The organism is Amycolatopsis sp. NBC_00438 (genome assembly GCF_036026695.1).
Classification (GTDB): Bacteria; Actinomycetota; Actinomycetes; order Mycobacteriales; family Pseudonocardiaceae; genus Amycolatopsis.
The window spans coordinates 3,823,895-3,835,946 of sequence record NZ_CP107923.1; the positions used below are offsets into that span (position 1 = coordinate 3,823,895).

At 70.4% G+C, this 12,052-nt stretch carries 14 protein-coding genes; 6 read left to right on the forward strand and 8 right to left on the reverse strand.

Annotation, left to right across the window (positions count from 1 at the left end; translation table 11 throughout):
- Positions 1–152: 152 nt before the first annotated feature.
- On the reverse strand, positions 153–359 hold the full coding sequence (locus OG494_RS16975; protein ID WP_328456776.1) for a hypothetical protein: 207 nt from the start codon (positions 357–359) through the stop codon (positions 153–155).
- Positions 360–376: 17 nt separating this feature from the next.
- On the opposite strand from OG494_RS16975, the gene OG494_RS16980 reads away from it, so the two are divergent.
- Complete coding sequence (locus OG494_RS16980; protein WP_328456778.1) at positions 377–916, forward strand: YceI family protein; 540 nt, start codon at positions 377–379, stop codon at positions 914–916.
- A 190-nt stretch (positions 917–1,106) separates the two neighbouring features.
- On the opposite strand, the gene OG494_RS16985 is transcribed toward OG494_RS16980, so the two are convergent.
- From OG494_RS16985 to OG494_RS17005, 5 genes are all read right to left on the reverse strand, one after another.
- Positions 1,107–1,715, reverse strand: coding sequence for an MEDS domain-containing protein (locus OG494_RS16985; RefSeq protein ID WP_328456780.1), 609 nt, complete (start codon positions 1,713–1,715; stop codon positions 1,107–1,109).
- Positions 1,712–2,335, reverse strand: coding sequence for an MEDS domain-containing protein (locus tag OG494_RS16990; RefSeq protein WP_328456782.1), 624 nt, complete (start codon positions 2,333–2,335; stop codon positions 1,712–1,714). The genes OG494_RS16985 and OG494_RS16990 overlap by 4 nt, the downstream gene beginning before the upstream one ends.
- 13 nt (positions 2,336–2,348) lie before the next feature.
- Entirely contained in the window at positions 2,349–4,040 is a 1,692-nt protein-coding gene (locus tag OG494_RS16995; RefSeq protein WP_328456784.1) for a PucR family transcriptional regulator, read from the reverse strand.
- A gap of 394 nt (positions 4,041–4,434) precedes the next feature.
- A complete protein-coding gene (locus OG494_RS17000; protein ID WP_328456786.1) occupies positions 4,435–4,764 on the reverse strand; it encodes a helix-turn-helix domain-containing protein in 330 nt (109 codons plus the stop codon).
- Between the two features lie 30 nt (positions 4,765–4,794).
- Positions 4,795–5,271, reverse strand: a complete 477-nt coding sequence (locus OG494_RS17005) for a MarR family winged helix-turn-helix transcriptional regulator (protein ID WP_328456788.1) — start codon at positions 5,269–5,271, stop codon at positions 4,795–4,797.
- A gap of 45 nt (positions 5,272–5,316) precedes the next feature.
- Between OG494_RS17005 and OG494_RS17010 the strand changes: the two genes are divergently transcribed.
- Positions 5,317–6,213: an alpha/beta hydrolase gene (locus tag OG494_RS17010; RefSeq protein WP_328456790.1), complete on the forward strand. Its 897-nt coding sequence runs from the start codon at positions 5,317–5,319 to the stop codon at positions 6,211–6,213.
- A gap of 247 nt (positions 6,214–6,460) precedes the next feature.
- Here the strand turns inward: OG494_RS17010 and OG494_RS17015 are convergent, their stop codons facing one another.
- The gene (locus tag OG494_RS17015; protein ID WP_442874423.1) at positions 6,461–7,063 is read right to left on the reverse strand and encodes a hypothetical protein; all 603 of its coding nucleotides are present in this window, start codon (positions 7,061–7,063) and stop codon (positions 6,461–6,463) included.
- A gap of 217 nt (positions 7,064–7,280) precedes the next feature.
- On the opposite strand from OG494_RS17015, the gene OG494_RS17020 reads away from it, so the two are divergent.
- From OG494_RS17020 to OG494_RS17030, 3 genes are all read left to right on the forward strand, one after another.
- Positions 7,281–7,856, forward strand: coding sequence for a dihydrofolate reductase family protein (locus tag OG494_RS17020; RefSeq protein WP_328456792.1), 576 nt, complete (start codon positions 7,281–7,283; stop codon positions 7,854–7,856).
- A 34-nt stretch (positions 7,857–7,890) separates the two neighbouring features.
- Positions 7,891–8,517 (forward strand): alpha-ketoglutarate-dependent dioxygenase AlkB, encoded by a 627-nt coding sequence (locus tag OG494_RS17025; RefSeq protein ID WP_328456794.1) that lies wholly within the window; start codon positions 7,891–7,893, stop codon positions 8,515–8,517.
- 303 nt (positions 8,518–8,820) lie between these two features.
- The gene (locus tag OG494_RS17030) at positions 8,821–9,777 is read left to right on the forward strand and encodes a DUF1152 domain-containing protein (protein ID WP_328456797.1); all 957 of its coding nucleotides are present in this window, start codon (positions 8,821–8,823) and stop codon (positions 9,775–9,777) included.
- A 3-nt stretch (positions 9,778–9,780) separates the two neighbouring features.
- On the opposite strand, the gene OG494_RS17035 is transcribed toward OG494_RS17030, so the two are convergent.
- Entirely contained in the window at positions 9,781–11,058 is a 1,278-nt protein-coding gene (locus OG494_RS17035; protein ID WP_328456799.1) for a cytochrome P450, read from the reverse strand.
- A 204-nt stretch (positions 11,059–11,262) separates the two neighbouring features.
- Between OG494_RS17035 and OG494_RS17040 the strand changes: the two genes are divergently transcribed.
- Positions 11,263–12,051 (forward strand): class I SAM-dependent methyltransferase, encoded by a 789-nt coding sequence (locus OG494_RS17040; RefSeq protein WP_328456801.1) that lies wholly within the window; start codon positions 11,263–11,265, stop codon positions 12,049–12,051.
- Position 12,052: the final 1 nt, after the last annotated feature.

Sequence of the window (12,052 nt, forward strand, 5' to 3'; positions counted from 1 at the left end):
TCCTGCTCTGCCGGGCCGAGCGTTCCCACGAATTTCGACCTGCCGGGTGCACGCGCGGACCGGGCCGTCCTTGCCACTGTGTGTCGTACCCCGAGGGGCCACCGCGACGGTCTCGATTCTGCCGGTTCCGGAGAACTGACGCCGGGTGCTCATCACGGAAAGGGCACCCAGCTCTGAATGAAAGCCTCGGCGTGGCGGGTCGAGGCGGCCAGGCTGTCGTGGTCTTCCGTGACGTCGTCGCCCCGATGCCCAGGCTCCGCCTGATTCGGGATGTACCAAAGGAATTCGATGCCCTGGACCTGAACTACCTGCCGGCCGGCCTCGGGCAAATCCCGGCGCGTCGAGTCACGACCGCCCACGAACGCAGGAGCACCCCATGACCACCACCGAGATCCCCGGCTACGCCACCGGCACCTGGACCATCGACCCGGTCCACTCCAACGTCACCTTCACCGTGCGCCACCTCGGCGTCTCGAAGGTGCGCGGCCGCTTCGACACCGTCGAAGGCACCATCGTCACCGGCGACACCGTCCACAAGTCCTCCGTCACCGCCACCATCCAGGCCACCGGCGTCAACACCAACAACGAACAGCGCGACGGGCACATCCGCAGCACCGACTTCCTCGACGCCGAGAACCACCCGACGCTCACCTTCACCTCCACCGACGTCCGCGAGGACGACGGCGAGTTCTTCATCGACGGAGACCTCACCCTGCACGGCGTGACCAAGCCTGTGACGCTGAAGGCCGAGATCGGCGGCTTCGGCGACCACCCGTCGGGCAGCAAGGTGCTCGGCGTGTCCGCCAAGACCGAGATCCGCCGCGCCGACTTCGAGGTCGGCCCCACCATCCCGGCCGCGGTCGTCTCCGACAAGATCACGATCGAAATGGACATCGAAGCCGTCCAGCAGGCCTGACCGGAGCATCGCGGACGGCCGAGTGGCGCCGCCCGCGCGCCGCTCGGCCGCCGGACGGCACGCCGAACTCCAGGAAGGTGCGCCGATCCGCGACCTTCCCCGAGTTCCGCACCTCCAGGCCGGAGCACATCAGCATGACCACAATGACGACGCGTCGCCGGCGTCACCCGAGGTGACCGCGGTGCGAGGGCTACACGAGGGTCGCCGGGGGCGAGTAGTACGGGTTCTCCAGCAGCACGCCGCACATCAGCACCTGCGGGTGCGTCTTGAGCAGGTCGAGCACGATGTTCTCGCGGTACCGCGAAATGTCGTACATGCACAGGATCGCCTGCGGGTAGCGGCTGGTGAAGTCGTTCAACGCGGCCTCGTACCGGAACAGCTCGGTCAGCTCGGTCAGCCCGGGCAGCTGCGGGTGCCACCAGCGCGCCTCCGCTCCGAGCCGGACGAACGGGTAGCCCGCGGCCATCGCGGCGGACACGGCCTCGTCCCAGAACGCGATGATCCGGTCCACGGTGAAGTCGTCCGGCGACAGCAGCGTGTCCCCCGCGGCCCGGATGTCCAGTTGCGCCGAGTCGACGCGCGCCTCGACGTCGTCGACGCCCTCGCCGATCCGGTCGACAAAACCGGCGACCTCGTCCTCGTGCACGCCGAACAAGCACTTTTCGCCGGCGAGCAAGCCTTCGCTCAGGAAGGGCAGGAGGATGCGGTCCCGATCCTCCTCGCCCACGTACATCGCGCAGATGTGCTGCCCCGGCTCGATGACGACGCCGGGTGTGCCGAACTTCCGGGAACCGGTCATGACGGGATCCTCCGTGCGAAGTCGGGGTGGTGGCCGTCTTCCGTCGCTGAGAGGTAGTAGGGGTTTTCGACGAGCGTCCCCGCCATCCAGAACTTCGGATGCGACTTGATCATCGGGATGATCACGTCACCGCCGAACAGATCCAGGTCGTAGAGGCACAGAATCACCTGCGGGAAGTCCTCCCCCCACGCGGTGACCGCGATCTCTTCGGCGAGGAGCACGTCGATCAGCGCGGAACTCAGCCGGGGCGCGGCCCAGCTCATGTCGCCGACGATGCGCCCGAAAGTGTGATCACCGGTGACGAGCTTGCGCCGCGACCAGCCGTCCAGCATCGCGAAGAGCTCGTCCGGCGCGAACTCGCCGTCCCGGAGGTGGCCGCTGTCCGGCTCGGTCAGCACTAGGTCGCCCACCTGGCCCAGCCGTTCGCGGAAGATCTCCCGCTCACCCTCGGCCGCCAGGTAGAGCACGGCGTCCCCCGCCCGCAGCCCCTCGGTGAGGAACGGGATCAGGAGGCGGTCCCGCTCGGCTCTCCCCCGGTGGAAGACGCAGAGGTGGTCACCCGGCACCAGCGCGGCTCCGCCGAGTGTCACCTCGCGATCGGTCCGATCCTTCTCCTCCATCGTCCACCTCCGGTCACTGCGATCCCCGCAGCACCTGCCACATCCGGGTGGCGAGGTGCAGGTTCAGCCTGCTGTCCACATCGTTGAGGTCGAGCTCCGTGATCTCCCGGATCCGGCCGAGCCGGTAGCGCAGCGTGCTCCGGTGGATCATGAGCGCGGCGGCCGTGTCGTCGTAGCTGCCGCCGCACTCGAGGTACTGCGCGAGCGTGGCGACCAGCTCGGCGTTGCGCCGGGTGTCGTGGTCGAGCAGTTTCCCGAGCCACTCGCGGACGAACTCGACGACCTCGCCGTGGTTCTGCCCGGTGTCGAGGATGCGGTAGATCCCCAGTTGCTCGAACCTGGTGAACCCGCTCGAGATCTGCGAGCTGCGCCGGATCTCGAGCGCACGCACCGCTTCCGCGTAGGACTTGGGCAACCGCCCCGGGGTGTCGCAGCGGCCGCCGATGCCGATCGCCCCCTCGGCACCGAGACTTTCCGAGAGCGAGGCGTACAGCGCCGCACCGTCGAGCTGCCCGGCGACCAGCAGCACGACCGCGCCCGAGTGGCGCGACACGAGCGAGGCGAGCCCGAGCGTCGTCACGGCGCGTCCCGTGGCCTCGACGACCACGTCCTCGGCGAACTCGCCGGACCACCGCAGCACGACCACGTGGTGCGGGCGGCGCAGATCGTGCCCGATCGCCTCGGCACGGGCGTACACGCTCCCGTCGTCGGTTCCGGTGATGAGGTCGTCCACGAGGTCGCGGCGCAGCCGCAGCTCGGCCTCGGCCAGGCTGCGCTGGTGCGAGAGTTCCAGCGCCAGCACGGTCGAGCCGTACTCGAGAGCGAACACCTCGTACGCGCCGGCGGTCCGCGCGGGGTCGATCAGGGCGAGCACGCCGAGCACCTCGTGCCGCGGCCGCACCAGCGAGATGAGCCGGTCCTTCACGCGGACTGCTTCGGGCAGGGTCGAGAGGTGCCGGAGCAGCTCGTCGCGCCGGCGCACGCCGACCTTCGGGTACGGGTCCGGCCGGCCGGGGCCGCCCCACGAGCGCAGGTTGCCGAACCGGTCCTCGATCGCCACCGGCAGCGCGGTCAGCTGGTGCAGCGCGTGCGCGATGCCCGGCTCGCCGGCCCCGGAAGCCGAGATGGTCGACAGCACGTCATGCACCAGCGTTTGCTGCTTGAGCCGCTCCACCGACGTGGACAGCTGGTCGTTGAGCTCCCGCTGCACCACCGCCAGCCGCCGCTCCCGCATGAACGATGCGGAGTTGGTCAGCGCCGCGGCGGTCTGCTGGCAGAGCGAGCTGAGCAGGAAGAATTCGTCACGTGAGGGAGGTCGCTCGGCCCGGACCACGAGGTTGCCCGTCAGGCCGCGCAGGCCGCGCAGCGCGTAGCACCAGCGCCAGTGGCCGTCGGCCAGCTCGATCCGCCCGCTCTGCCCGTCGAGCTTGCCGACTTCCGCGCCGAGGTCGGGATGCGCTTCCTCCGCACCGTCCTGCGGGGTGACCGCGCCGCCCTCGTCGACGAGGTACGCCGCATCGGTCGTGCAGCCGCTCAGCGACGGCACCGAGGTCGCGGCGAGCCGCATGATGTCCGCCGCCTCACGGCCGTCGAACATCATCATCGAAATCGCGAAAATGCCGTAGAGATTCGACAGCTGGGCACGCCACCAGCTGTCCGTTCTGACTCCCTCGTCCCGTGAGACCGGATCGTCCTCAGGCGTCATTTCCGGCCTCCCCGGCACCGACCTGGTGGTCCCGCACCCTACGCCGTCGGCATCTGTTCCGCCGGGTCGACAAGGCCCCGGAAATTCGTCCTGCCGGACGTACGCGAGCGGTGAACGCCTATGCGACCGTGGACCGCATCGGACAGGCATACCCCGTCGCCGCACACCGGGTGTGGCACACAGGAAAGCCTGCCCGCCGGGCAAACCAACGCGAAATCGGTTCGGATCGGACACTCTTCTTCAGCGATCGGGAATGCCTGCGAACGGGCGCTGGGCGCACGGCACCCCGCACGATGACGATGGAAGCGAAGCGTTTCGCCGCGGTGACGAATTCTTGTCGCGCTCGACCTGCCCGGTATCGGCCCGGACGACGTGTCCGTCGAACGCAATGTCATCAGGGTGTTGACGCTCGGCGAAGGTCGCTGCCAAGACCGCCGCGCGCAGCAGCCCCGAGACGGCCCGCGCCGGATGCCGCCCGGCACGGCCGGGCTCGAGTGCGGGTTGCCAGCAGTTTGCCGCGTGGATCACCGGCGGCCACGGCGGCATCGGCGACGCGCATCGCGTGCGCGAGCTGCTCGTACTTGTCGGCCGGCGCGGCCCACACCAGCTCGGTCTTGTCCGCGAAGTGCCGGTAGCTGCTCGGCGCCGCGACCCCGACCTCTTTCGCCACGGCGCGCATGGTCAGCTTCTCGTGGCTGCCCCACTCGGCCAGCAGCCGGTTCACCGCGTCGAGGATGTCAGCCGGGGATCCACCTCATCCTGTCGGGAGCCCCAGTTGACGTCGTTCCAGGTTCGCGCGCAGGGCGTGGAGAGCCGCTGAAAGCGCCGTCAGCTCATCAGCGGTGACAGCCCCGCCGAGGATCTCCTGGATCGCTGCCCGCCAGGCGGGCTCTGCCCGGGACACGACCGTTTCGCCCGCGGGGGTCAGCATGAGCAAGGACGAGCGGCGGTTGGCCGGATTCGGGCGACGCTCCAGCCAGCCCTGCTTCTCCAGGCGGTCGACGATCTTGCTGGTCGTTCCGACGCCGATCGCGAAAGCGGAGGCGAGATCCGCGACGCGCGCGTCCGGGTGATCGCGAACATGACGCAGCAGCTCGAAGTAGCCTCCCGCGACGCCGGTCTCCGCCTTCACGCGGTCGGTGACCGCGTTGTAAAGCCGCGTCTCCACCCGGACGAGGTCCGTGAACAGCGTGTCGAGCGCCAGAGAACCTGCCGTTGCACTATCTGCCATGGCATATACTGTAGTGGCAGGAACTCCTCGAGGGAAGGCAGGACGATGTCCGCAGTTCAGCGTGAACGCCTGGACGCGCTACTGCGCGGCGCCGGCGTCGGGGCAGAGCAGTCCGTTGCCGAGAGCCGCGAAAACTTCGCGAAGCTGATGGCCCCGATGCCGGTGCCGGAAAGCATCGACGTACGTGAGACATCGCTGGGCGGACGCCCCGCGCTGCACGTCGGCCCGGAGGCCGGACCCGGCTACGGGACCCTGCTCTACCTGCACGGCGGGTCGCACGTGGTCGGCTCTCCCCGCACGGCACTCGGCCTCACCGCCGGCCTGGTGGTCAGAACCGGGATCCCCGCCCTCTCCCTGGACTACCGGCTGGCGCCGGAGCACCCCTTCCCGGCGGACGTCCAGGACGTGGTCGCGGCCTACCGGCAGCTCCTCGAGCAGGGCCGCGCACCCGAGTCGATCGCCTTCGCCGGCGACTCCGCCGGCGGCGGGCTGACGATCACCGGCGCACTCGCGGCGCGCGACGCCGGACTTCCCATGCCCGCGGCGATCGTCGCGTTCTCACCGGGTGTGGACGCGACCCGGACCGGCGAAAGCATCGTGACCAAGGCCGCCGCCGATCCCCTGCTCGACCGCGCGAGCCTCGACCGCATGAGCGGCTTCTACGTCGCCGGCCAGGACCGCCGCCACCCGCTGCTCAGCCCGGCGGTGACCGCCGACCTGACCGGCCTGCCGCCCCTGCTGGTCCAGGTCGGCACGAACGAAATGCTCCTCGACGACGCACGCCGGCTCGCCCTGCGCGCGTCCGACGCGGAGGTCGACGTCGTCCTCGACATCACCGCGAAGGTCCCGCACGTGTTCCAGTCGTTCACCGGCACGCTCGACGAGGCCGACGAAGCACTCGACCGGGCCGCACTCTTCCTGCGTCAGCGCGTCCGCGGCTGACCGCGTGCAGCAGCAGCCGGGTCAGCTGCTCCAGCGCGTCGCGGGCCACCAGGTGACTCGTTCCGGGCACCGCTGCGACACCCCGGACACCCGGTGAGCCACGTCCGGCCCGTCGAGTCATCCCCGGGGCGCGGGAGGCCGCCGACGGGATCTTCAAGCCACGCCACACGAGGGCGGCACGGCTTGAAGATCCCGAGACGGCCTGACCAGATCAACAGCCACAAACAGCAGTTCAGACCTATCTCGCCTACTTGTGCCAGAACTTGACGCCGCTCCACGTCACCGTGATCGGGCCGGCGCCGCTGGATGTCCGGTAGCTGCCGAACTTGTCGTAATAACTGCCGCTCGGGCTCGAGATCGTCTGCTTCAGCGAGCCGTTCAGGTACACCTTGTGCGAGCTGCCGACCTGGTTGATCGTGTTGACCCGCACCGACGTGCCGACGGTCGCGCCGCTGCCCAGTGTCGCCCCGCCTTCCACCGCGTACATCCGGCCGCCCTTCTCGACCGCCAGCAGGAAGTACGGCCCGGCGTCCGAGCCGTCCCGGAAGGTCTGCTTGAGACTGATCCGGGAGCCGGTCATGCTGCTGATCTTGAACGAACCCTCGAACTGGTGGGTGCCGCCCGTGTAGGTGTCGTAGCGGCGTTCCGCGCGCTGCTCACCGCTGCCGCTGGAGCAGGTGAGCTTGAAGGTGAGCCCGGACGTCGAGCCGCAGCCGACGTTCTGCACCTTGTAGCCCGGCGAGTCCGAGGTCCACGTACCGCCTCCGACCTGGGCTTCCGCCGTCGGGGCGAGGATCGCCAGCCCCGCCGCGACCGTCACGAACACTCCCGCACCGCGAAGTCTGCGCACCGTCCAACCTCCTGTGTGACCAGAGGCGGCGGTAACGGGACACAGGTTCAGACCTTTGTCCGGCTGGGGAAGACTGTACGAGCCGGGTGCCCCGCGGACAAGACCCACTTCCGCCCGGACCGGTGCGTCGGAAGTTTTCCGGGTGAGCCGTGTCGAAACCGGCGACCCCCGTTCGACACACTGGTGAAAGCACGCTTGACCAACCGAGGAGCACCGCATGCGCACCCTGATCTCCACCTCGTTCGTCTCGCTCGACGGCGTCGTCGAAGGACCCGGCGGCGAGCCGGGCTACCGCAACTCGGGCTGGACCTTCAAGGACGTCGAGTTCGACCCGGCCGCCTACACGATCAAGGGCACCGAGCAGGAAGAGGCCACGGCGCTGATGCTGGGCCGGGTCAGCTACGAGGCGTTCGCGCCGGTGTGGCCGGGCATGACCGTCGAGTTCGCCGGCTACAACGCGATGCCGAAGTACGTCGTGTCGACCACGCTGAAGGAATCCGACCTGGTGACGAACTGGGGCGAGACCACCATCCTCCGCTCGCTGGACGACGTCGCCGCGCTCAAGGAGACCGAGGGCGGCCCGATCATCGTCAACGGCAGCGCCGCGCTGAACCGCGCGATGGCCGACGCCGGCCTGATCGACCGCTACCACCTGCTGCTCTTCCCGGTCCTGCTCGGCGCGGGCAAGCGGCTGTTCAGCGACACCGACAAGGACAAGCAGAACCTCAAGCTGATCAGCAGCGAGGCCTACGGCAACGGGGTCCAGAAGCTGGTCTACGACGTCGTCAAGTAGAACACGTGTTCGATCTTGGTGTAGGCTGGAGGCCATGAACGCGGGTCTCCAGTCTTCCCTGTTCGGCACCCAGGGCTCGATTTCGCTGCGTCCGCTCGCCCCGGAGCGGACCGACCTCGGAGCGGGCGCGTGGGTGGACATCCACCCCGGCTGGCTCGAGGGTGCCGACGAGCTCTTCGCCGCGCTCGTCGAAGGCGTGCCGTGGCAGGCCGAGAAGCGCAAGATGTACGACCGGGTCGTCGCGGTGCCGCGGCTGCTGAGCTACTACCGCGAGAACGTGCCGCTCCCCCACCCCGCACTCACCGCGGCGCGGGACGTGCTGAGCAAGCACTACCTGCGGGAGCTGCGCGAGCCGTTCCGCACCGCCGGCCTGTGCTACTACCGTGACGGCCGCGACAGCGTGGCGTGGCACGGCGACCGGATCGGCCGGGGCGCCCGCGAGGACACGATGATCGCGATCCTTTCGGTCGGCGCGGCCCGCAACCTCGCCCTGCGCCCGCGCGGAGGCGGCGGCAAGACCCTGGCCCGCCCGCTGGGCCACGGCGACCTGCTCGTGATGGGCGGCAGCTGCCAGCGCACGTGGGAGCACTCGATCCCGAAGACGGCCAAGCCGGTCGGGCCGCGGATCAGCGTGCAGTTCCGGCCGCGCGGGGTGAACTGACCGGGCCCGGCGCCGGCCGCGCAGTGCCGCACCCGCTCACCCGATCTTGTGCTCGGCCGAAGGAGGGTGACGCACCTCCACTGCGGGAGCAAGGTCCGAGCCGGTCACGGTCAGCCGCGAGCCGGCGGCCCTGCCGGCTGGAAGGTCCGGCGCCACCTCGACCACGGCAGCTGCCTCGCCGGCTTGATCGCCATCCCGTCCGGGTACAACCCGGACGTGCCCGGCGCCCGTCCGCGGCGGGCAACCGGGCCTGAACAGCGGCGATCCGCAAAGGCCTGGTGGCGCCTCCGTACGCTGGAAGGCGTGTACACCCTCGCCGAACCGCCGCTGTTCACTCGCCTCCGGCCGGCGAAGCGGGTGCTGATCGCCGGCGCCGGTGGCGGTTTCGACGTCTACGCCGGGCTCCCGCTCGCGACCGCCCTGCGCGCGCAGGGCAAAGAGGTGCACCTGGCCAACCTCGCCTTCAGCGACCTGAACCGGCTCGGCCTGGACGACTGGCTCTCCCCCGACGTCGCGCGGGTGCGGCCCGGCAGCGCGGGTGACGACGCCTACTTCCCGGAACGGACCTTGGCCCGGTGGCTCGCATCGCGCGGCCTCCCGGCCGTGGTCCACGCGTTCCCGCGCGTCGGCGTCCAGCCGGTGCGCGACGCCTACCGGGACCTCGTGGCCCACCTCGGCGTCGACGCCGTCGTGCTCGTCGACGGCGGCACCGACATCCTGCTGCGCGGGGACGAAGCCGGGCTCGGGACGCCCGAAGAGGACATGACGAGCCTCGCCTCGGTGGCCGCGCTCGAAGGGGTCGACCGGCTGGTCGTCAGCCTCGGCTTCGGCATCGACGCGTTCCACGGCGTCTGCCACGCCCACGTGCTGGAGAACCTCGCCGCTCTCGACCGCGAGGGCGGTTACCTGGGCGCGCTGTCGATCCCGGCCGCGTCCCCGGAAGCCGAGGCCTACCTGGACGCCGTCGCGCACGCGCAGCGCACGACCCCGGAGCGGCCGAGTATCGTGCACGGCCAGGTCGCCGCCGCGCTGCGGGGCGAGTTCGGGAACGTGCAGTTCACCAGCCGCACCGCGGGCCAGGAGCTGTTCGTGAACCCGCTGATGGGCGTGTACTTCACCGTTGACCTGGCGATGCTGGCCGCCGGCGTCGGCTACCTGGACGACCTCGCGACGACGAACACCGCCGCCGAAGTCGCGCGGGTCATCGAAGCGCACCGCGACCGCGCGAAGCGGCGGCCGTGGCGGGCCCTGCCGCACTGACCCTCAGTCGACCAGGACCGGCAGTTCGTCCAGACCGTACACAATGGACACCTTGCGGAACGAGAGCTCTTCGGCCGGCACGGCCAGGCGCAGGTCCGGGAACCGGCGCACCAGCGCGGGATACGCCGTGCGCAGCTCCATCCGGGCCAGCTCGGCGCCGATGCAGCGGTGGATGCCGTAGCTGAACGCGAGGTGGGACGTCGGCTCGCGGGTGGCGTCGAAGGTGTCCATGTCCGGGCCCAGCTTGGGGTCGCGGTCCGCGACCGACAGCGACACCAGCACGATGTCGCCCTCGGCGATGTGGACGCCGCCGATCTCCATGTCCTGCTTGGCGAACCGCGGGAACGCCATCTGGACGACGGTCAGGTACCGCAGGAGCTCTTCGACGAAGCGGTGCACGGACTCGTCGTCGCCGCGGACGGCGTCGAACGCCTTCTCGTCGCGCAGCAGCACCAGCGCGCCGAGGGCGAGCATGCTGGCCGTGGTCTCCAGGCCGCCGGTGAGCACGCCGTCGGCGAGCCCGGCCAGCTCGCGGTCGGAGATCTCGTCGCCGTGTTCCTTGATCAGCATGCCCAGCAGGCCGTCGCCGGGCTCTTCGCGCTGCTTCTTCACGATGTCGAGCAGGTAGGTCAGCGACTCCGTCATCGCGCCGAGCGACGCGCTCGCGCCGCCGAAGAGGTCGAAGCGCGCGGTGCTCAGCCGCTGGAAGTCCTCGCGGTCCGCGTAGGGCACGCCGAGCAGCTCGCAGATGGTCAGCGACGGGATCGGCAGCGCGAACGCCTGCCACAGGTCGACCGGGCCGTCGGTGGCGGCCATCGCGTCGAGCTGCTCGGCGACGATCTCGTCGATGCGCGGGGTCAGGCGGTTGAGCCGGCGCATGGTGAACTCGGGCGTGAGCAGCTTGCGCAGCCGGGTGTGCACCGGCGGGTCCGCGAAGCCGAGGCCGCCCGGGTTCTGGTCCTCGGTCACCCCGGCGCTGCCCACCAGGTTGGTGAAGTCGCTGGAGAACTCCGTGACCTTGCCGAGCACGGCCTTCGCCTCGTCGTAGCCCGTGACCAGCCAGGCGTTCATCCCGAACGGCAGGTCGAGCTTGCTGATCGGCACCTCGGCCCGGAGCGCGCCCATCTCCGCGACCGGGTCCAGCCCCACGCGCTTGAGCGGCCGCAGCGCCGAATCCGGCAGGAAGGACGACATCTTCTCGAGGTCGAAGCCTTTTCTCGACTGCCACGCCACATAGCGTCGGCCGACCCAGCCCAGGACCCGTGAGCGGAGACTCCCCATGTCTCCGACAGTACCCCACTAGCCCGATCGGGTGAGCGGGCACGAGACGGGGTTCACGTGACCGAGCCGCGCCGGGCCGGGCCGGGCCGGGCCGGGCCGGGCCGCATGTGTCCGAAATGGACTGCGTATCTCCACGACGTATCTCCACGACGTATCTCCACGACGCGGGTACCCGCACGGTGCCGGCCGGGCCATGCTGGTGTGATGAACCGCTACCTGCTCGACAACGAGCGTCCGGAGGCCGGCGAACGGTTCGCGGCGCTCGCCGAGCTGTTCGACCCGTGGACCTTCCGTCACCTCGACGACCTGGGGCTCGGCGAAGGATGGCGGTGCTGGGAGGTCGGTGCCGGCGGCGTTTCGGTGCCGCGCGGCCTGGCCGGGCGCGTCGGGGCCGGCGGCCGGGTGCTGGCCACGGACATCGACGTGTCGTGGGCCGGGCCCGCGGCCGGCGGCGTGCTCGAGGTGCGCCGGCACGACGTGCTCCGCGACCCGCCGCCGCCGGAGACGTTCGACCTGGTCCACGCCCGGCTGGTCCTGGTCCACCTGAAGGACCGCGCGGCCGCGATGCGGGTCATGGTCGACGCGCTGCGGCCGGGCGGCTGGCTCGTGATCGAGGACGGCGACCCGGCCCTGCAGCCCCTCGCCTGCCCGGACGAACGCGGCCCCGCCGAAGCGCTGGCGAACCGGCTGCGCACCCGGATCCGGACGCTGATGGCCGAGGGCGGGGCGGACCTCGCCTACGGCCGCACGCTGCCCCGGTTGCTGCGCGAGTCGGCCCTGACCGACGTCGGCGCCGAGGCCTACTTCCCCATCGCCTCCCCCGCGTGCGCGGTCCTGGAAGCGGCCACGGTCCGGCACGTGCGCGACCGGCTCCTGGCCGCGGACCTGGCGACGCCCGAGGAGATCGGGACACACCTCGCGAACCTCGCGCGCGGTGACCTGGACCTCATGCTCGCACCGATGATCACCGCGTGGGGCCGCAAACCGGCCTGAG